This is a genomic window from Streptoverticillium reticulum (genome assembly GCF_047456005.1).
In the GTDB taxonomy this organism is placed as follows: Bacteria; Actinomycetota; Actinomycetes; order Streptomycetales; family Streptomycetaceae; genus Streptomyces; species Streptomyces reticulum.
Map to the genome: position 1 here is coordinate 3,807,704 of NZ_CP179755.1, position 19,603 is coordinate 3,827,306.

The 19,603-nt window shown below is 71.8% G+C and carries 18 protein-coding genes; 14 read left to right on the forward strand and 4 right to left on the reverse strand.

Features of this window, described 5'->3' with window-relative positions; all coding sequences use genetic code 11:
* Positions 1 to 41: 41 nt before the first annotated feature.
* The 7 genes from ACMATS_RS17230 (at position 42) to ACMATS_RS17260 (ending at position 8,943) form a co-directional block, all read left to right on the forward strand.
* Positions 42 to 1,079 (forward strand): ABC transporter substrate-binding protein, encoded by a 1,038-nt coding sequence (locus ACMATS_RS17230; RefSeq protein ID WP_414170742.1) that lies wholly within the window; start codon positions 42 to 44, stop codon positions 1,077 to 1,079.
* A 7-nt stretch (positions 1,080 to 1,086) separates the two neighbouring features.
* A complete protein-coding gene (locus ACMATS_RS17235) occupies positions 1,087 to 1,932 on the forward strand; it encodes a siderophore-interacting protein (RefSeq protein WP_414168358.1) in 846 nt (281 codons plus the stop codon).
* A gap of 277 nt (positions 1,933 to 2,209) precedes the next feature.
* Complete coding sequence (locus tag ACMATS_RS17240) at positions 2,210 to 3,727, forward strand: pyridoxal phosphate-dependent decarboxylase family protein (protein WP_414168359.1); 1,518 nt, start codon at positions 2,210 to 2,212, stop codon at positions 3,725 to 3,727.
* A 38-nt stretch (positions 3,728 to 3,765) separates the two neighbouring features.
* The gene (locus ACMATS_RS17245) at positions 3,766 to 5,064 is read left to right on the forward strand and encodes a lysine N(6)-hydroxylase/L-ornithine N(5)-oxygenase family protein (protein ID WP_391152728.1); all 1,299 of its coding nucleotides are present in this window, start codon (positions 3,766 to 3,768) and stop codon (positions 5,062 to 5,064) included.
* Complete coding sequence (locus ACMATS_RS17250) at positions 5,061 to 5,648, forward strand: GNAT family N-acetyltransferase (RefSeq protein WP_390776903.1); 588 nt, start codon at positions 5,061 to 5,063, stop codon at positions 5,646 to 5,648. Before ACMATS_RS17245 ends, ACMATS_RS17250 begins: the two co-directional genes overlap by 4 nt.
* The gene (locus tag ACMATS_RS17255) at positions 5,645 to 7,441 is read left to right on the forward strand and encodes an IucA/IucC family protein (RefSeq protein WP_414168360.1); all 1,797 of its coding nucleotides are present in this window, start codon (positions 5,645 to 5,647) and stop codon (positions 7,439 to 7,441) included. Before ACMATS_RS17250 ends, ACMATS_RS17255 begins: the two co-directional genes overlap by 4 nt.
* Entirely contained in the window at positions 7,438 to 8,943 is a 1,506-nt protein-coding gene (locus ACMATS_RS17260) for an MFS transporter (protein ID WP_414168361.1), read from the forward strand. The genes ACMATS_RS17255 and ACMATS_RS17260 overlap by 4 nt, the downstream gene beginning before the upstream one ends.
* Positions 8,944 to 8,945: 2 nt before the next feature.
* On the opposite strand, the gene ACMATS_RS17265 is transcribed toward ACMATS_RS17260, so the two are convergent.
* From ACMATS_RS17265 to ACMATS_RS17275, 3 genes are read right to left on the reverse strand one after another with little or no spacing between them, the layout of a single operon-like run.
* The gene (locus tag ACMATS_RS17265; RefSeq protein ID WP_414168362.1) at positions 8,946 to 10,436 is read right to left on the reverse strand and encodes a cellulose binding domain-containing protein; all 1,491 of its coding nucleotides are present in this window, start codon (positions 10,434 to 10,436) and stop codon (positions 8,946 to 8,948) included.
* 60 nt (positions 10,437 to 10,496) lie between these two features.
* Complete coding sequence (locus ACMATS_RS17270; protein WP_414168363.1) at positions 10,497 to 11,909, reverse strand: sensor histidine kinase; 1,413 nt, start codon at positions 11,907 to 11,909, stop codon at positions 10,497 to 10,499.
* Positions 11,906 to 12,595, reverse strand: coding sequence for a response regulator transcription factor (locus tag ACMATS_RS17275; protein ID WP_390776908.1), 690 nt, complete (start codon positions 12,593 to 12,595; stop codon positions 11,906 to 11,908). Before ACMATS_RS17275 ends, ACMATS_RS17270 begins: the two co-directional genes overlap by 4 nt.
* Before the next feature lie 73 nt (positions 12,596 to 12,668).
* Here ACMATS_RS17275 and ACMATS_RS17280 point away from each other — a divergent pair, with 73 nt between their 5' ends.
* Positions 12,669 to 13,280: a hypothetical protein gene (locus ACMATS_RS17280; RefSeq protein WP_414168364.1), complete on the forward strand. Its 612-nt coding sequence runs from the start codon at positions 12,669 to 12,671 to the stop codon at positions 13,278 to 13,280.
* Between the two features lie 135 nt (positions 13,281 to 13,415).
* The gene (locus ACMATS_RS17285; protein WP_414168365.1) at positions 13,416 to 13,598 is read left to right on the forward strand and encodes a hypothetical protein; all 183 of its coding nucleotides are present in this window, start codon (positions 13,416 to 13,418) and stop codon (positions 13,596 to 13,598) included.
* On the opposite strand, the gene ACMATS_RS17290 is transcribed toward ACMATS_RS17285, so the two are convergent.
* Positions 13,586 to 13,957: a WhiB family transcriptional regulator gene (locus ACMATS_RS17290; RefSeq protein WP_414168366.1), complete on the reverse strand. Its 372-nt coding sequence runs from the start codon at positions 13,955 to 13,957 to the stop codon at positions 13,586 to 13,588. The genes ACMATS_RS17285 and ACMATS_RS17290 overlap by 13 nt on opposite strands.
* Positions 13,958 to 14,238: 281 nt before the next feature.
* Here ACMATS_RS17290 and ACMATS_RS17295 point away from each other — a divergent pair, with 281 nt between their 5' ends.
* The 5 genes from ACMATS_RS17295 to ACMATS_RS17315 all read left to right on the forward strand — a co-directional run bounded on the left by ACMATS_RS17295 (position 14,239) and on the right by ACMATS_RS17315 (position 19,557).
* Positions 14,239 to 15,138 carry a peptidoglycan-binding domain-containing protein gene (locus ACMATS_RS17295; RefSeq protein WP_414168367.1) on the forward strand — a complete coding sequence of 300 codons (900 nt, stop codon included), beginning with the start codon at positions 14,239 to 14,241 and terminating at the stop codon, positions 15,136 to 15,138.
* Between the two features lie 45 nt (positions 15,139 to 15,183).
* Positions 15,184 to 16,260 (forward strand): alpha/beta fold hydrolase, encoded by a 1,077-nt coding sequence (locus ACMATS_RS17300; protein WP_414168368.1) that lies wholly within the window; start codon positions 15,184 to 15,186, stop codon positions 16,258 to 16,260.
* 56 nt (positions 16,261 to 16,316) lie between these two features.
* Positions 16,317 to 17,225, forward strand: a complete 909-nt coding sequence (locus ACMATS_RS17305) for a hypothetical protein (RefSeq protein ID WP_390776914.1) — start codon at positions 16,317 to 16,319, stop codon at positions 17,223 to 17,225.
* Positions 17,226 to 17,336: 111 nt separating this feature from the next.
* On the forward strand, positions 17,337 to 18,254 hold the full coding sequence (locus tag ACMATS_RS17310) for an FKBP-type peptidyl-prolyl cis-trans isomerase (protein WP_391152712.1): 918 nt from the start codon (positions 17,337 to 17,339) through the stop codon (positions 18,252 to 18,254).
* Complete coding sequence (locus ACMATS_RS17315) at positions 18,241 to 19,557, forward strand: ferric reductase-like transmembrane domain-containing protein (RefSeq protein WP_390776916.1); 1,317 nt, start codon at positions 18,241 to 18,243, stop codon at positions 19,555 to 19,557. The genes ACMATS_RS17310 and ACMATS_RS17315 overlap by 14 nt, the downstream gene beginning before the upstream one ends.
* Positions 19,558 to 19,603 lie beyond the last annotated feature (46 nt).

A 19,603-nucleotide genomic window follows, 5' to 3' on the forward strand; every position in this document is an offset into this window, starting at 1 on the left:
CCGGGCCTCAGGGCCACCCCCGACGCGTGAGAGACACACCCATGCCGCACAACAGCCCCACCCGCCTCTCCCGCCGCGGCCTGCTCACCGCGGGCGGCGTCGCCGCCTTCGGCGCCCTCCTCACCGCCTGCGGAGGAAGCGGCGGTTCGGGCTCCTCCGCCAAGGAGGGCGACGGCGGCGGCAGCTGGTCCTTCACCGACGACCGCAAGAAGAAGGTCTCCGCCAAGGCGACGCCGAAGCGCATCGTCGCCTTCACCGGCACCGCGGCCGCCCTCGTCGACTTCGGTCTCGGCCAGCAGATCGTCGGCGTCTTCGGCGAGACCAAGGACAAGGACGGCAAGGCCGTCCCGCAGGCCGGGGACCTGAACGTCGACAAGGTGACCGTGCTCGGCAACGCCTGGGGCGAGTTCAGCATCGAGAAGTACGCGGCCCTGCGCCCCGAGCTGCTCGTGACGCACATGTTCAACGAGGGTGCGCTCTGGTACGTGCCGGACGAGAGCAAGGACAAGATCCTTGGCCTCGGCGCCCCCAGCGTCGCGATCCGCACCGCCCGCGTCCCCATGACCGAGCCCATCAAGCGCTACGCCGAGCTGGCCGAGTCCCTCGGCGCCGACCTGAAGGCCAAGAAGGTCACCGACGCCAAGGCCCGCTTCGAGGCCGCCGCCGAGACCCTGCGCAAGGCCGCCAAGGCGAGCGGCGGGCTCAAGGTCATGGCCGCGTCGGCCAGTCCGGACCTGATGTACGTCTCCAACCCGAAGTCCAACTCGGACCTCATGTACTTCGCCGAGCTCGGCGTCGACCTGATCGTCCCCGAGAAGCTGGACGAGGGCGGCTACTTCGAGGGCCTCAGCTGGGAGAACGCCGGCAAGTACAAGGCCGACCTGATCCTGCTGGACAACCGCGACGGCCAGCTGCAGCCCAAGGCCCTCGCCGACAAGCCCGCCTGGGCGGAGCTCCCCGCCGTCAAGGCGAACCAGATCACCCCGTGGGACTCCGTGCCCCGCTTCTCGTACGCGGGCGCCGCCCCGCTGCTCGAAAACCTCGCCAAGGCCATCCAGGATGCCAAGAAAGTGAGCTGACGTTCCCATGACGACCGCCACCGTCGCCGGACAGTTCCGCTTCTTCGACGCCCATGTCGTCCGCAGCCGGCGCCTCGGCCCCTCCATGGTCAGGATCACCTTCGGCGGAGAACAGCTGAGGGAATTCGCCGGAGGCGGCCGCGACCAGAGCTTCTCGCTGTTCCTGCCGCAGCCGGGGCAGGACTCCCCGGTGCTGCCCGAGACCCACGGCGAGGGCCGGCTCGCGGAATGGCGGGCCATGGACCCGGCGGTACGGGCCGTCATGCGCTCGTACACCGTGCGCGAGCAGCGCCGCGAACAGGCCGAGGTCGACGTCGACTTCGCGCTGCACGGAGACCTGGGCCCTGCGTCCCGCTGGGCCGGGGAGGCCGCGGGCGGCGAGAACGTCGTCCTGCTCGGCCCGGCCGTCGAGGACAACAGGAGCGTCGGCTTCCGTCCGCCGCTGGGCACCGACTGGGTGCTCATCGCGGCCGACGAGACCGCGCTCCCCGCCGTCGGCGCCATCCTCGACTGGCTGCCCGCCGGCATGCGCGCCCGGGTCTGGATCGAGGTCCCGCACGCCGAGGACGTCATGGACCTGCCCTGTGCGGGCGACGCCGAGATCACCTGGCTCGTCCGCGACCATGCCCCCGGACCGCGTCCCGCCCTCCTCGTGGACGCGGTCCGGGACGCCGCCTTCCCTGGCGGGATGCCGTACGCCTGGGTTGCGGGCGAGTCGGGGGCCGTGAAGGCGGTGCGGCGCCATCTTGTCGCTGAGCGCGACTTCGACCGTAAGAAGGTGCACTTCTCGGGGTATTGGCGGCTCGGCGCCTCCGAGGAGGACCTGCGGGCCGAGGCCCTCGCGGCGGCGTAGGCGGTGCGCCCCGTCAGGGGCGCGGGGAACTGCGCGACAAGCCCCCACCGGCCTGCAGTCGACGCACTACCCCAGGGGTCCGGGGCGAAGCCCCGAGAACCTCGACTGCGGGTGCGTCGTGGCTGGTCGCGCAGTTCCCCGCGCCCCTGACGGGGCGCAGGTCACACGGGGCGCGGCCCCGACGGGGCACAGGGACACAGGGGGTGCCCCATTCGGGATCAACTTAGGTTAGGCTTGCCTAAGTTCAGCCAGCCCGACGAACCGTTGAGGACTGACCATGAGTTTCCAGGGGCGTTCGCACCTGTTCAACGACCGCAACGTCGACCACTACCGACGCTCCCTGACCGACGGAGTCGAACGCGTCGCCACCCGGATCGCCCGCACCGAGCGCCCGTTCTCCGGCGTCACGCCGGACCGACTGGCCCCCGAGATAGCCGGGATCGACCTGGAGCGGCCGCTGAGCGACCCCGCCGCGGCCCTCGACGAGCTGGAGAGCGTCTACCTGCGCGACGCGGTCTACTTCCACCACCCCCGGTACCTGGCGCACCTCAACTGCCCGGTCGTCATCCCCGCCCTGCTCGGCGAGGCCGTCCTCACGGCCGTCAACTCCTCGCTGGACACCTGGGACCAGAGCGCGGGCGGCACCCTCATCGAGCGCCGGCTGATCGACTGGACGGCCGGGCGCATCGGTCTCGGCGAGGACGCCGACGGCGTGTTCACCAGCGGCGGCAGCCAGTCCAACTTCCAGGCCCTGCTGCTCGCCCGCGAGGAGGCCTTCGCCCGGGCCGCCGCCGCGGCCGCGTACGCCGGGGACACGCTCTCCAAACACGACTTCCTCCCCCGGCTGCGCATCCTCGCCTCCGAGGCGGGCCACTTCAGCGTCCAGAAGTCCGCGAAGATGCTCGGCCTCGGCACGGACGCCGTCATCGCCGTCGAGACCGACCAGGACCGGCGCATGCGGCCCGCGGCGCTCGCCCGCGAGCTCGAACGCTGCCGCACCGAGGACCTCGTGGTCATGGCCGTCGTCGCCACGGCCGGCACCACCGACTTCGGCTCCATCGACCCGCTGCCCCGCATCGCCGACCTGTGCTCCTGGGCCGGCGCCTGGTTCCACGTGGACGCCGCGTACGGCTGCGGCCTGCTGGCCTCCCCCACCCGGCGCCACCTGCTCGACGGCATCGAGCGCGCCGACTCGGTCACCGTGGACTTCCACAAGTCATTCTTCCAGCCGGTCAGTTCGAGCGCCGTCCTGGTCCGCGACGGGTCCGTGCTGCGGCACGCGACCTACTACGCGGACTACCTCAACCCGGCCCGCATGGCCGAGCAGCGCATCCCCAACCAGGTCGACAAGAGCATCCAGACCACGCGCCGCTTCGACGCCCTCAAACTCTGGCTGACCCTGCGCATCATGGGCGCCGACGCGATCGGCTCGCTCTTCGACGAGGTCGTGGATCGCGCCGCCCAGGCCTATGACCTGCTGGCCGACGACCCCCGCTTCGAGGTCGTCACCAAGTCGCAGCTGAGCACCGTCGTCTTCCGCTACCTGCCCCCGGCCGGCCCCGAGCGCGAACTGGCCGACGACGCCAACCTCCACGCCCGCGAGGCCATCGCCGCCTCCGGCGACGCCGTCGTGGCCGGCACCAAGGTCGACGGCCGCCACTACCTGAAGTTCACCCTGCTCAACCCCGAGACGTCGCTGGACGACATCGCGCACGTCCTGGAACTGCTCGCCGAGCACGCGGGACGGTTCGTCGACGAGAAGTCCGACCCCGAGCTGCGCCGCAAGGCCGGCTGAACACCCCTCCTCCGCTCCCCCAGTACGAGAGACCACGCATGTCCACCCATGACTTCATCGCGATCGGACTCGGCCCCTACAACCTGGGTCTGGCCTGTCTGACCGAACCCCTCGACGAACTCGACGGCCTCTTCCTGGAGAGCAAGCCGGAGTTCGACTGGCACCCGGGGATGCTGCTGGACTTCGCCACGCTGCAGACGCCCTTCATGGCCGACCTCGTCACGCTGGCCGACCCCACCTCCCCGTACTCCTTCCTCAACTACCTGAAGGAATCGGGCCGGCTGTACTCCTTCTACATCCGCGAGATCTTCTACCCGGTCCGCAGCGAGTACAACGACTACTGCCGCTGGGCCGCGGCCAAGCTCGACAATGTGCGCTTCGGCCACGAGGTGACCTCCGTCGAGTACGACGAGTCCGAGGGCCTCTACACGGTCCACTCGACCGTGGCCGGCACCGGAGAAACGGTTCGCCACCAGGCCAGGCACCTCGTCCTGGGCACCGGCACCCCGCCGTTCGTCCCCGAGGCCTGCGAGGGCCTGGGCGGCGACCTGATCCACAACTCCGGCTACCTGGACGCCAAGGCGAACCTGCAGACGAAGGACAGCATCACCGTCGTCGGCAGCGGCCAGAGCGCCGCCGAGATCTACTACGACCTGCTGGCGGACACCGACGCCCACGGCTACCGGCTCAACTGGGTCACCCGCTCCCCGCGGTTCTTCCCGCTCGAGTACACCAAGCTCACCCTGGAGATGACCTCCCCCGAGTACGTGGACTACTTCCACGCCCTCCCGGAGGACACCCGCTACCGCCTGGAGGCCGAGCAGAAGGGCCTGTTCAAGGGCATCGACGCGGACCTCATCAACAACATCTACGACCTGCTCTACCAGAAGAGCCTGCGCGGCCCGGTCCCCACCCGGCTGCTCACCAACACCGCCCTCGACACCGCCTCGTACGACGCGGAGAGCGGCACCTACACGCTCGGCCTCCACCACGCCGAGCAGGAGCGGGACTTCACCCTCGCCACCCAGGGCCTGGTCCTGGCCACCGGCTACCGCTACCGCGTCCCCGCCTTCCTGGAGCCGGTCCACGACCGCATCCGCTGGGACCGCCACGGCCGCTTCGACGTCGCCCGCAACTACAGCATCGACACCACCGGCCGCGGCATCTTCCTGCAGAACGCCGCCACCCACGCCCACAGCGTCACCTCCCCCGACCTGGGCATGGGCCCCTACCGCAACTCCTGGATCCTCCGCGAGCTGCTCGGCCGCGACGTCTACCCGGTCGAGAAGTCCATCGCCTTCCAGGAGTTCGGCGCACCGCAGGGGGACCTGGCATGACCGCGCTCACTGCATTCCCGGAGTTCTCCCGCACCGACGACCGCATCGGCACCTTCACCCTGCGCCCCCTCGACCCCGAGGCCGACGCCGCCCTGCTGCACCCCTGGGTGACGCACCCCAAGGCCGCGTACTGGATGATGCAGGACGCGGACGTGGCCACGGTCGCCCACGAGTACCGCAAGATCGCCGACAACCCCCACCACGACGCCTTCGTCGGCCTCGTCGACGGCACCCCCTGCTTCCTCGTCGAGCGCTACGACCCCGCCCGCGCCGAGCTCGTCGGCATGTACGAGCCGCAGGAGGGCGACGTCGGCATGCACTTCCTGTGCGCGCCGACCGACACCCCGGTGCACGGCTTCACCCGCGCCGTGATCACCACGGTGATGGCGTGGCTCTTCGCCGACCCCGCCCACCGGCGCGTGGTCGTCGAGCCCGACGTCCGCAACACGGCCGTGCACGGGCTCAACCTGGCCGTCGGCTTCGAGCCCGCCGCCACCATCGCCAAGCCCGAGAAGGACGCACTGCTGAGCTTCTGCACCCGGGAGCAGTTCGAGGCCGCAGTGACCCGAGGAGCCGCGCAGTGAACCCGCACGACGCCATCGCCCATCTGACCCCCGCCCACTGGGACCGCGCCAACCGCCAGCTGGTCCGCAAGGCGCTCGCCGAGTTCGCCCACGAGCGGCTGTTCGCCCCGGAGCGGCTCGACGACGGCCGGTACGCGCTCCGCAGCGACGACGGCGGTGTGGAGTACCGCTTCACCGCCCGTCTGCTGACGCTCGACCACTGGCAGATCGACGCCGACAGCATCACCCGCCACCGCGGGGACGCCTCCGGCGGGGAGACCGAACTGCCCCTCGACGCCGTCGACTTCTGCATCGAGATGCGCGGCACGCTCGGCCTGAGCGACCAGATCCTCCCGGTCTACCTGGAGGAGATCAGCTCGACCCTGTCGGGCTCGGCCTACAAGGCCGCCAAGCCGCAGATCACGGCGGCGGAGCTGGCCAAGGCCGACTTCCAGACGGTCGAGACGAACATGACCGAGGGCCACCCGTGCTTCGTCGCCAACAACGGGCGGCTGGGCTTCGGCGTGCACGAGTTCCACGCGTACGCCCCCGAGGCCGCGAGCCCGGTCCATCTCGTCTGGCTGGCCGCGCACCGCGACCACACCACGTTCACCTCGGCCGCGGACATCGACTACGGCCGGCTGATGCGCGAGGAGCTCGGCGAGGAGACCCTCTCCCGTTTCGCGCGGACCCTCACCGGGCTCGGCCTCGACCCGGACGCCTACCTGCTGCTGCCCGTCCACCCCTGGCAGTGGTGGAACAAGCTGTCGGTGACCTTCGCCTCCGAGGTCGCCACGCAGCGCCTCGTCCTGCTCGGCCCGGGCGACGACGAGTACCTCGCCCAGCAGTCGATCCGCACCTTCTTCAACACCAGCGCGCCGCAGAAGCACTACGTGAAGACGGCGCTCTCCGTCCTCAACATGGGCTTCATGCGGGGCCTGTCCGCCGCCTACATGGAAGCGACCCCGGCCATCAACGACTGGCTGGCGGAACTGATCGCGTCCGACGAGGTGTTCGCCCGGACCGGCCTGACGATCATCCGTGAGCGCGCCGCGATCGGCTACCGCCACCGCCAGTACGAGGCCGCCACCGACCGGTACTCCCCGTACCGCAAGATGCTCGCCGCCCTGTGGCGCGAGAGCCCCGTCCGGGACCTGGAGCCCGGCCGGCGCCCGGCCACCATGGCCTCGCTGCTGCACACCGACGCCGAGGGCCGCTCCTTCGCGGCCGCGCTGATCGAACAGTCGGGCCTGGCCCCCGAGGTGTGGCTGCGCCGCTACCTGGACGCCTACCTGGTCCCGCTGCTGCACAGCTTCTACGCCTACGACCTGGCCTTCATGCCGCACGGCGAGAACGTCATCATGGTGCTCGACGACAGCGGCACGGTCGAGCGGGTGATCTTCAAGGACATCGCCGAGGAGATCGTCGTCATGGACCCGGAGGCGGAGCTGCCCGAGCAGGTCCAGCGGGTCCGGGCCGCCATCCCCGAGGAGGAGCGGCTCCTCTCGATCTTCACCGATGTCTTCGACTGCTTCTTCCGCTTCCTGAGCGCAGGCCTGGCGGAGGCGGACGTCCTCGGCGAGGAGGCCTTCTGGCGGACGGTCGCCGAGTGCGTCACCGCCTACCGGGAGTCCGTGCCGCAGCTCGCGGAGAAGTTCGAGCGGTTCGACATCTTCACCGAGGAGTTCGCGCTGTCCTGCCTCAACCGGCTCCAGCTGCGCAACAACCAGCAGATGGTCGACCTGTCGGACCCGTCGGCGGCACTCCAGTTCGTCGGCACCCTCCGCAACCCGATCGCCCCCTTCGCCCCGTGACCGCAACCACGGCCGGCACCGCCACCGGGCCGGGAGCCGCACACCGGCTCCCGGCCCGGTGGCTGGTGCTCGCGGTGATCTGCCTCGCGCAGCTCGTCGTGATGCTCGACAACACCGTCCTGAACGTGGCGATCCCCTCCCTCTCCCGGGAGCTGGGCGCGGCCAACGCCGACATCCAGTGGGTCATCAACGCCTACTCGCTCGTCCAGGCCGGCCTGCTGCTGGCCGCGGGCAGCGCAGCCGACCGCTACGGGCGCAAACGGCTGCTGATGGCGGGGCTCGCGCTCTTCGGCGCCGGTTCGCTGGCGGCCGGACTCGCGGACTCCACCGCCCAGTTGATCGCCGCCCGCGGCGGCATGGGCGTCGGCGGGGCCCTGCTGCTGACGACCACGCTGGCCGTCGTCATGCAGGTCTTCGACGCGGACGAGCGCCCCCGGGCCATCGGCATCTGGAGCGCGGTGAGTGCCCTCGGCTTCGCCGCCGGGCCGCCGATCGGCGGCCTGATGCTGGACCGCTTCTGGTGGGGCTCGCTCTTCCTGCTCAACCTGCCGGTCGTGGTCGTCGGCCTGATCGCCGTCAAGATCCTCGTCCCGGAGTCGAAGAACCCGGGCGGCGGCCCGCCCGACCTGCCCGGCGCCCTCCTCTCCGCCGCCGGCATGACCGCGCTCGTCTACGCGATCATCCAGGTGCCCGAATCGGGCTGGGGCTCGGCCGGGGTGCTCGTGCCGGCCGCGGCAGCAGCACTCGCCCTCACCGCCTTCGTGCTGTGGGAACGCCGGGTCCCCCACCCCATGCTCGACCTGCACTTCTTCCGCAACCGCAGGTTCGTCGGAGCGGTCTCGGGCGTCGTCCTCATCACCTTCGGCAGCAGCGGCGTGCTCTATCTGCTCACCCAGCAGCTGCAGTTCGTCCGCGGCCACACCCCGCTGGAAGCGGGCCTGCGCATGGTGCCGTTCGCCCTCACCATCGTGGCCCTCAACTTCACGGGCATCGCCCCGCGCGTGGGGGCGCGCCTGGGCCGGCCGGTGTCCATCGCCGCGGGCATGGCCCTGCTCGCGGCCGGCTTCGCCGTGGTCGCCTGCCTGACGACGGACGCCTATCCCGCCCTCCTGCTCGGCCTGCTCCTCATGGGCGTGGGCTGTGCCCTCGCCAACCCCGCCATCGTCGAGGCGGTCATGAGCGCCATCCCCCAGGACAAGGCCGGCGCGGGCGCGGGCGTCGACGGCACCATGACCGAGGTCGGCAACAGCCTGGGCGTCGCCGTCCTGGGCGCCGTCATGAACTCCCGCTTCACCGCCCTCCTCCCGGCCGCCGCCGCAGGCGCCGCCTCCCTCCCCGCGGCCCGGGCCGCGGCCCCCACGGAGGCGGACCGCGCGGCCGTCGTCGACGCCTTCGCCTCGGCCGTCCGCACCGCCCAACTGGTCGGCGCTGCAGCCGTGCTGCTGGGCGGGTGTGTGGCGGCACTGCTGCTGTGGCGGGCGGAGCGGGGGGAGGACGGCTGACGTCAGCCCGTGTACCGGGCGAACTCCTTGCTGAACTCCAGCGGATTCTGCAGGATCGAGCTGCACGTGGCGTCGGCCCACTGCGTCTCGCCCTGCGGGCACTGCTTGTCCCGCGTGCCGGACCACATGGACAGCCAGGCGAGCTTGTTCTGCCGGGCGAAGTCGACGAGCTTCTTCGCATCGGCGGGACGGAAGACCTCGCCCTGGACGTCGTTCTGGCCGATCATGGGGGTGACGGCCAGCTTCTTCCACGCCTGGGCGTCGTTCAGCCCGAACACGCTCCTGACCGTGGACTGGGTCGCCTTGGCCGCGCTGATGGCGTAGTCGCCCATGTTGCCGTTGTAGGCGGGGCCGTAGTCCATGGCCATGATGTTGACGGTCGGGTCGCTGACGCCGTTGGCCCTGGCGTTCTTCAGCAGCTCCGTGCCGTCGTTCGTCAGGCCCTCCGGCATGACCGGCAGGGTGAAGCTGACGTCGAGCTTCCCGCCCTTGGCCGCCGCTCTCTTCTGCAGCTCGGCGACGGCCTGCGCACGGCGGGTGTTGGAGGTGCGGTCGGCCAGGGCGCCGCCCTCGATGTCGAAGTCGACCTTGGTGAGGCCGTAGGCGTCGATCACCTTCTGGTAGGCGTCGGCGAGCGCACCGGCGCTGGTGCACGCCTGGCCCAGCTCCATGCCGTTGGCGCCGCCGAAGGAGGCCCGCACGTCGCCGCCGTTCTTGCGGAACGCGCCGATCTGGGCGGCCACCGCGTCCTTGTCGAGGCCGGTGACACCGCCCCACTTCGGGGTGCAGGAGTTGTCTGCGGCGACCACGAACGCCAGGTTGAACTCCTTGACCCCGGCTTCCTTGCCCGTGGCGGCGAGGTCGAAGGGCGGGTAGAGGGAGGTGTCGACGTACGGGGTGAAGGGCGCCTGACTGCCGTTGCCGGGCGGCGGTGTGGTCGGAGGCGTGGTCGGAGGTGTGGTGGGCGGCGTGGTCGGTCGGGTCGGATCCGGGGTCGGGACGGGAGTGGTGGGCGGCGTGGCCGGGGGTGTGGTCGGCGGTGTGCCCGCCGAGCACTTGTCGCCGTTGATCAGGCAGCCCGTGGGATCGGCCCCCGAGCCGCTGCCGTGCGCCGCGCTGAAGCCGATGGTCACCTTCCCGCCGGGCTGGATCTTCTCGGTCCAGCTCTCCGGGGTCACCACCACGTGGCGGCCGTCGACGGTGTACTTGCCGTTCCACAGCGACTGGATGCTCGATCCGGCCGGAAGGTCGAACTCCAGCTTCCAGCCGGACTGCACGGATCCGGTCCCGTTGGCCATCTCGTAGACCCCTGTGTAACCGGTGTCCCACACCGAGGACTTGGAGAACGCGACGCCCGGCGCCGACGCGTTCGCGGTCGCCGGCACGAGCAGCGCCATGCCCCCGACGGCCAGGGCGGTCAGTGAACCGCCGATCACCCTTGCCTTCCGGGAACGCCTCTCCCGGTGCAGCGCGGGCTTCTTCGACTTCGACATGGGGGAGCTCCTCGATCGCCTCGTGACGTCCAGCCGCCCGCAAGGCTAGGAAGTCCGATGTCAATTCGGCGATCGCCAAAGGTGCCTTCTCCGTGCCCGCCGTCTGCTGCGCATGCTCCGTCCGTGCCCCCGGCCGGTTTCCCGCCCGCCGCCGGCGCCTTGCAGGCAGAGCCGGACCCGGATCTCCGCGCCGCCGAGCACGGAAGGGCCGACGTGCACGTCGCCTCCGGTCGACTCGGCCACCCGCCGTGCGATGTCGAGGCCGAGACCGGTGGAGCCGTCCTGGGCACCGCTGTTGCCCCGGGCCAGTGCTGCCTGCGGATCGGCGATGCCGTGGCCCGCATCCGACACCAGCACGATCACCGCCTCGTCGGCACGGTGCACGTCGACCGCGAAGGCCGTGCCCTCCGGGGTGTGCCGGAAGACGTTGCCGAGCAGCGCGTCCAGGGCTGCGGTCAATTCCGACCGGGCCACGGGGACGTGCACCGGGCGGTCCACGCCTGCCGTCCGGGCCGCACGCCCCTCGTCCTCGGCGAGCGCCGACCAGAACGCCATCCGCTCCCGGATGACCTCCGATGCATCGCAGCCCGCACCGGCTGCGGCCGGCCCGGCCGCCGGCCGGGTCTCGCGGGCGGTCCGGATGATGGCGTCGACCGCGCGTTCCAGCTGCTCCACCGCCGACCGCGTCTGGTCGGCGGCGGGACCGCCGCCCAGCGACGCCGCGTTGAGCCGCAGCACGGTCAGCGGGGTCCTCAGCCGGTGCGACAGGTCCGCCGCCAGTTCCCGTTCGTTCTCCAGGAGCCGGACGACCTGCCCGGCCATCGCGTTGAACGCGACGGCGGCGGAGCGCAGTTCGACCGGCCCCTCCTCCGGCACCCGGGTACCGAGCCGCCCCCCTCCCAGCTCGTGCGCCGCTGCCGCGAGCCGCCGGGCCGGACCGACCAGCCGGGTGCCGAGCCGGTCGGCGACGGCGACCGATCCGACGACGAGGGCGGCTCCGACGCCCGCAAGCGCGAGCCACGCCGCGGTGACGCCACGGGTGGCCTCCGCCGCCGGCACGAACGCCTCGACGACCGCGACCGCCCCGGATCCGAGCAGCACCGGCTGGAGCAGCGCCCATCCGCCCGGCACCCCGGCCCGCGTCGTCCGCCCGTTGCGGCGGGCGGCCTCCTGGTCCCGGGGCGCCGACCGCAGGGTCCCGACCCGGACGTCGTCCCCCTGCGCCCCGGCGCCGGGAACGTGCACCCCGATCCGCCCCCGGGCGCCGGCCCCGGTCGCGGCAAGGGCCTTCTCCAGCGCGCTCCGCTCGGTGGTCACGCTCAGGGCGGGGCCGATGGCCGCCGCCTGCCGTTCGGCGTTGGTGAACGCCCGGTCCCGGGCCATCTCCTGCACGACCAGGCCGAGCGGCACCGCGAAGGCGATCACCACCATGGCCGTGACCGCGAGGCAGACCCGGACCAGCGCCCATCTCACCGAGGTGGCTCCAGCTTGACGCCGACCCCCCGGAGCGTGTGCAGATAGCGGGGCGCGGCCGCGGTCTCCCCGAGCTTCCGCCTCAGCCAGGACAGATGCACGTCCACCGTCTGGTCGTCGCCGTAGGGCTGCTGCCACACCTCGGTCAGCAGCTCCTTGCGCCCCACCACGACACCGGGACGCCCGGCGAGGAAGGCCAGCAGATCGAACTCGCGCCGGGTCAGCTCCACCGGAGCGCCGTCGAGCTCCACCTGGCGGCGCAGGGGGTCGACGGTGAGACCGCCGACGCGGAGGTGGGGCACGGTCTGCCCGGTGCCGGCCGCCGCCCGGCTCCGGCGCATCACGGCGGCCATCCGGGCCGAGAGGTGCTCCACGGAGTAGGGCTTGGTCACGTAGTCGTCGGCGCCGTCGTTGAGGAGCCGCACGATGCCGGCTTCGTCGTCCCGGGCGGTCGCGACGATGACGGGCACGTCGGTGATCCCGCGCAGCATCTTCAGCGCCTCCGCCCCGTCGAGGTCGGGCAGCCCGAGATCGAGGACGACGACGTCGAAGCGGTGGTGGGCCACCTCGCGCAGCGCCTCCAGCGCCGTGCCGACACTCCGCACGGCGTGCGAGGCCTCGGTGAGGTGCCGGATGAGGGCGGAGCGCACGGACGGATCGTCCTCGACCACGAGCAGGCTTGCCATGGCTCGCACCGTACGCTGACCGGGTCAATCGGCACCAGAGCCATAAGTCGGGACCGTTCGGGGTGATGTGGACATGATGCGCAGAACACTGATATCCGTGCTGTCGTGGTCGCTCGCCACCACGGCTGCGGCCGCCCTCTCCTGGTGGAGCGTGCGGACGGTCATGGCCGGCACGGCGTACGACGAACCGGGGGCGGTCCCGCTCACGAGCTCGGACCGCGCCGCTGCCGGATCACCGTCCCCCCTCCCCGGACTCCCCGGCGGCCGGGGCACCACCCCGGCGCCGACGGCGACGGACGCATCCGGCTCCCCGCTGCCCGGAGGGCCGCCGTCCCGGCAGCCCTCCGGTGCGGCGACGGCACCCGGCAACGGGAGCACGCCCCGGCCCGGCCGGGGAGACGGCACGGCACCGGACGCCACCGATCCGTCCCCGCCCGCACCTCCCGCGCCGCCCGCCGCGCCGGGGAAGGTGGAGGCCTACGACGTCACGGGCGGCCGGGTCGTCCTCGAACTCCACGCCGATTCGGCACAGTTGGTGTCGGCGACACCGGCGCCCGGCTGGCAGATGCAGCACTGGAAACAGGACAAGTGGATCCGGGTCATGTTCAGCCGGGGCGAGGACGCGGTCTCCGTCTTCTGCACGTGGCACGACCACGCGCCGATGGTCACGGTCGACGGCGGATGACGACCGCCGCCGTGCGGCCCGTCAACCCCGCATCAACATAACGGGATCCGCGTCGACTTCCGGGCGTCCCGGCGATCGGAAGCGCCTGCCTACCGTGTGCTCGATCCCGACCCCGACCCTGTCGAAGGCACGGCCATGCACGCATCCGATTTCCACGGTGTCCAACAGCACGCTCCCACCGCCCCGTTCAGCGAGACACCGATCTACGACGAACTCCTCACCGCCCTGGGCGATCCCCGGATGGACCCCATCCCGATCGAGCCGCCGGAGCTCGACCGGGAGAGTTCACTGGGGTACCTGCCCTCCTACGCGGCCTGACCGGGCGTACCCGGCAGCTGCTGCGCGCCCGTCCGCCCGGGCCGGGTCCCCGTGACCCGGTGCGGGCCGGACCGGTTCCGGATGGCGGGCGGGTGGCCGGCCGCGGCACGTCCGGCCTCGGTCTCCCCTCCCCAGATCCCGTACTCGCGTCCCGCGCGGCCCGCCTCACGACAGGGTTCCCAGATCCGGCACCGGCTGCACTGCGCGATGGCCCGCGCACGTGATGTCGCATCCTCGGCATACCAGAGCTCCGGCCGTTCCGCACACGGCGGCCTCCCGGCGAATCCGCGCAGCAGAACCCCGAGTTCATTCCTGCCGCCCGTATCGGCGGAAGTCCTTTCCGGCCGTTCGGCAACCATGTGCGGCCTCCATTTCCGATGTCCGTTGCCCTCGCACTCGCACTCGCACTCGCACTCGCACTCGCACTCGCACTCGCACTCGCACTCGCACTCGCACTCGCACTCGCACTCGCACTCGGCAGCCTAAGGCGGCGGTTTCGCGCCGATTGCAACCTTTCGTCAACGGGCGGTCATCCTTCGCAGGCAATTGAATTCGCTTCTGCGCCGCCCGTCATATTTCCCGGGCTCATCGGCTTCTTATGTGTGAAGTCCCCATCCGCGATCCGCCGACAGAGGTTTCCATGTCCGAACTCCCCGGCATACCGGCCCACCTGGTCACCGTGGTGCCCGCCTCGTCCGGCGCCCACCGCAGGAACGTCCTCAGGAGGAAGCCCCGCCGCTGGTGGACCGCCGCCGTCGCAGTGTGCGCACTGACCGGCGCCGGCGTGCACACGCTGCTGTCCGGCCCCGGGAACAAGGCCGACGGCCGGCGGACGGAACCGGCGCTGTCCCAGCCGGACTTGATGACGGCGGCCGACGCCGACACGGGCGGGGACCGGGGCCCGGCGGGGAGCACCCGGGAGCAGTCGGAGGGCAGGGTGCAGCCCGCAGGCGGCGCGGCCGGCAGCGCGGAGCAGGCAGGCGGAACCGCGTCCAGTGCGTCCAGTGCATCCAGGAACGGCCGCAGCGCGCCCGTGGCCGTGGTCCGGCCGGCCGGCGACGCACCCCCGTCGGCGCCCGTGCAGGACCCGGAGCCTCCCGCCCCTCCGGCCCCTCCGGCACCCCCGTCCCCGTCCCTGCCGGAACCGCCCGCCCCGGTGGCCCCGCCGGCTCCGCCCGCCCCGGCCGTCCCGCCGGAGGTCCCCGCGGACCACGTCACGCTCGCCAAGGGCGATATCGGTCCGCAGGTCCGGGAACTCCACACCAATCTGCGGGCGTTGAGCCTGCTCTCCATCGAACCGTCCGAGGAGTACTGCGACACGACGGCGGCGGCCGTACGCACTTTCCAGGAGCAGGAAGGCGTGAGCGGTGACGCACCCGGGGTCTACGGCCCCCACACGCACCGAGCGCTCACCACGAAGGTGGCCGCGCTGCCGGAAAAGCCCGGTGAGCCGACCGCTCCGGCCGATCCCGGAAATCCGCCCGCTGCCCGTCCCGTGGACAGCCCGGCCGCCGGCCCGGATGCCGCACCCGCTCTCTGAACACTCGCCCCCCTCCTCGGATCCCAGAGAAAGCACGGATTCACCATGCGCTTCGTCAGCGGCGGAATCACCGCCGTCCTCCTCGGCCTGGCCGTTCAGGGCGTCGCCGCACCCATGGCCTCGGCGGCGGACAGCCCGGCTGTCGCCGAGGCCAGGAAACTCCAACTGCCCGATGTCACCAAGGACATCAACGACTGGTCCTGCCGCGCCGAAGCGGGCAAGGAACCCGTCGTGATGGTGCACGGCACCTTCGGTCTCACCAGCTACAGCGACGAGGACCCCCTCGACCGCTGGGGCCGCATGGCCGAGCCGCTGAAGAAGGACGGGCACTGCGTCTACGCGCTGCAGTACGGGGTCGGACTGCTGGACACGCCCGGCGTCACCGAGATCGAGAAGTCGGCCGCGCAGCTGAAGACGTTCGTGGACGGGGTCAAGGAGTCCAGCGGTGCGTCCAAGGTGAAGCTGGTGTCGCACAGCCAGGGCGGACTCGTCTCCCGCTACTACCTCAAGGACCTCGGCGGTACGGATTCCGCCAACGCCTTGATCGGGCTCGGCACTCCGAACAGGGGCACCGAGTACTTCGCCGCAAAGGTCGGGGCGCTGGTCTATCCGGCGGTCAAGCAGATGCTGCCGGACTCGGACTTCCTCAAGAAACTGAACAGCGGCGGGGACCTCCGGCCCGGAGTGGCGTACACGATGATCGCCACGGAGGCCGACGAGACGGTGACGCCCTACACCAGCGCGCACCTCCAGGGGCCGGCCTCGCAGCTCACCAACGTGACGCTCGGCGGGAAGAACCCGCCGTCGCACGACTACCTGCCCAACTCGGCCGAGGCGATCGCCTGGGTCAGGGAAGCGGTGCGCTCCGACGGGCCCGCCTCCCCCTCCTTCCGCCCGGGGCAGGACACCCCTGACGGCACGCCCTCGGCCACTCCCTCGGCAACGCCGTCGGGCACCCCCTCGGCCGCCCCGGGCGAAGGCTCCGGCGGCTCCGGCGGCGGCGACACCATCGACGCGCCGCTCGCCGAGCCCACCGTGCTGGCCGCCGCGGTCTCCGTGGTCCTCCTCGCCGGCGCCGCCTTCGCCCGCCTGGGCAACCGCCGCTCCCGGTCCGGCCGCTGAGCACAGCTTTCCCCTTCCCGAAGAAGCATCGTCAACGCCCTCTTGCTGGAGATCCCATGTCGAAGCGGAACCACCTCGTCCGACGCTCGCTCGCGCTGACGGGAGCGGCCGGAATCATCGGACTGCTCTCGGCCGGCACCGCCCAGGCCTTCGACTGGCCCACGTTCGACTACCAGTCGGGCTGGGGCTACGTCCAGGACCGCGGCGGCAACCTGCCGCAGGCGTACGGCCACCTCGTGGCGGTCAAGGCCCCCCTCTTCGAGACCGGCATCACCTACGGTGCCGCGCACTCGCCGACCATCCCGGGCAAGTACCCGAACGACTCGTACAAGCCCGACCTGGACGTCAGCATCCTCGGTGTCGTCGAGGCCAGCTCCCCCAGCTTCACGCTGAAGCACGACGACACCAAGGGCACCGCCTCGTACGAGGGGACCGTCGGCAAGCTCGACCTCACCGTCCCGGCAGGCCTGGCGAACGTCCGGTTCGTGGCGAGCGGGCTGGACTACAGCCTGAAGGCCCAGCCCGGCAAGGACCTGGAGACCAGCCACCACATCCTCGGCGCGAAGTTCCAGCAGAAGAACTCGGCGGGCGAGTGGGAGACGAAGAACGAGCTCTCCGTCGGCTCCACGGTCAAGGTCGGCATCCCGAACGTCGTCGAGGGCGTCTACGCCGAGACGATCTACACCGACAAGAACGGCAAGCCCACCACGGACAACAAGCCGTCCGAGCACGGGTACTTCAACGCCTTCCGGGCGTCGGCGCTGGGCGGCATCGCCGGGGAGATCTCCTGCTGCCACGGCGCCGTGATCGCCGGCGAGAAGCCCGGCGACCTTCCGGTCCCGCTGATCAGCACAACCGCGGCAGCGGCTGCTGCGGCCGCCGGGCTGGCCGGCGGCGCCGTCGCGCTCAAGCGCAAGCGCCAGGCAGCCGCCCGGGGCACCGTCACCACCGGCGCGGCCCAGTAGGTCCGCGCACCGTGTGCTCGGGGCCCGGGCAGCGTCGCCCGGGCCCCGGGCACATCCCTGTCCCGGCGCGACCGTGCGACCGGGGCACACCCATCGAACTCGGAGAGTGTCATGCAACACCGTGTCATCGGCGGACTCATCGGCGCCGGGCTCGCCGTCTCGCTGCTCGCGGGCTGCGCCGGGCAGGGCACGGGGCGCGCGGACGTCACCGTCACCGGCGCGTACGGAGAGCGTCCGGCCGTGGAACGGAAGGGCACTCCCCCCAAGTCCCCGCAGATCGACGTGGTGAGCGACGGCAACGGCAGATCCGTCGTGAGCGGCGAGATCGTCATCGCCGACATCGACATACACGTCTGGAAGGACAACCGGGAATACCTGACCACGTTCTCGGAGAACGGCCACCCCAACAGCGTGATCCTGGACGGCACCCACGTGAGCCGCACCTGGGACAAGGCGCTGATCGGCAAGAAGGCGGGCAGCCGCGTCGTGCTCACCTCCCCGGCGAGCGAGGGCTTCGGCCCCAACCAGCTGCCGCCCACGGGCACCACCGCCGCCGACACCCTCATCGTCGTCTTCGACATCCACGGGTCGTACGCCCCCACCGCGGCGGCCGAAGGGGAAGCGGTGGAGGACCGGGAAGAACCGCACCTCCCGTCCGTCTCCTACGACTCCGCCGGTGTGCCGACCCTCGAATTCCCCGACGGGCCCGCCCCGGAGGAGCCGGCTGCCGGCACCCTCATCGAGGGCAAGGGGAAGAAGACCGGGGAACACGACGCCGTCGTCGTCCAGTTCTCCCACCAGCCGTGGGATTCCCCGACGCCCGACCAGACCTCGTACAGCCCCAGGGCGCCCCGTTCCTTCAACCTCGACGGAGAGGGCGTCCCCGCCTCCTGGAAGAAGTTCGTGGCCGGCGCCCGTGTCGGCAGCCGCCTCGTCGTCGCCGAGCCCGGCGATCCGCAGAACCCCGAGGACAAGGGCGGGGCGTACGTCATCGACATCATCGACTCCATTCCCCATGGCAGCCGCTGACCCGGCCGTCTCCCCCAGGGTCCTGGGCACCGCTCTCGCGGCCGGTGCCGTCGCCGTGTCCGGGCTGTGGGCGGCCGGTGTCCAGCCGGTGTGGCGGGCCGACGCGCTGTGGTCCGCGGCGGCCCGCTGGTGCGGCCTGCTCGGGGGCTACGGGATCCTGGTCATGCTGTTCCTCATGGCCCGGGTCCCCGCGGTGGAACACGGTGTGGGGGCCGACCGGCTGGCACGCTGGCACGCACGGGGCGGCCGCCCCGTGCTGTCGCTGTGCGTGGCGCACGCGGTGTTCGCCGCCCTGGGCCACGCCGCGGCCGCAGGCCTCGGCCCCGTCGAGGCCGCCGTCGCCCTGCAGCGCTACCCGGCGATCGCCGCCGCCTCCGTGGGCACGCTCCTCCTGCTGCTCGTGGGCGCCGTGTCCGCCCGGGCCGTGCGCCGCAGGGTCAGCCACGAGACGTGGAGCCTGGTCCACCTCTTCAGCTACACGGGCGGCGCACTGGGCTTCCTCCACCAGCTCGCCGGACCGGACGTCTCGGCCTCCGACGTGAACCTGTGGGTGTGGTCGCTCCTGCACTCGGTCGTCGCGGTGGTCCTCGTCTGGTACCGGGCGGTGGTGCCGGTCGCCCTGGCACTGCGGCACCGGCTGCGGGTGACGGAGGTCCTCGTCGAGGCCCCCGGCGTCGTCACCGTCGTCATGGCGGGGCGCCGGGTGCGGGAACTGGGCATCGCACCCGGCCAGTTCTGCCGCTGGCGCTTCGCCGACCGCAGACTGTGGCGCACCGCCCTGCCGCTGTCCCTGTCCGCTCCCGCCGACGGCGACAGGCTGCGCATCACCGTCAAGGCGGCCGGCGACCACACGCGCCGGCTGCGCCGACTCCGGCCGGGCACCCGGGTGTTCGCCACGGGACCGTTCGGGGCGCTGACCGCCCGCCGGCACGACGGCGGCAAGGCGCTGCTCCTCGCCGGAGGAATCGGCATCACCCCCCTGCGTGCACTGTTCGAGACGATGCCCACGCCCCCGGGGGGACTCACGCTCCTCTACCGGGCATCGTACGAGGGCCAGTTGGTGCTGCGCCGGGAACTCGAAGCGATCGCCGAGCGGAGGGGTGCCGAGCTCCACTACCTGCTCGGCCGGCGCTCCGAGGCCGATCCACTGGCACCGGCGGCGCTGCTCTCGCTGGTCCCGGACCTGGCGGAGCGCACGGTGTTCCTGTGCGGCCCGCCCGGCATGGTCGACGCCGTAAAAGCCGCCCTGGCCCGGAACGGGGTGCCCGAACGGCGCATCCATTCCGAGTCGTTCATGCTCTGACCCGCCCCCGGCAGTCCTCGGAGACGACGCACCACCATGGGAAGAC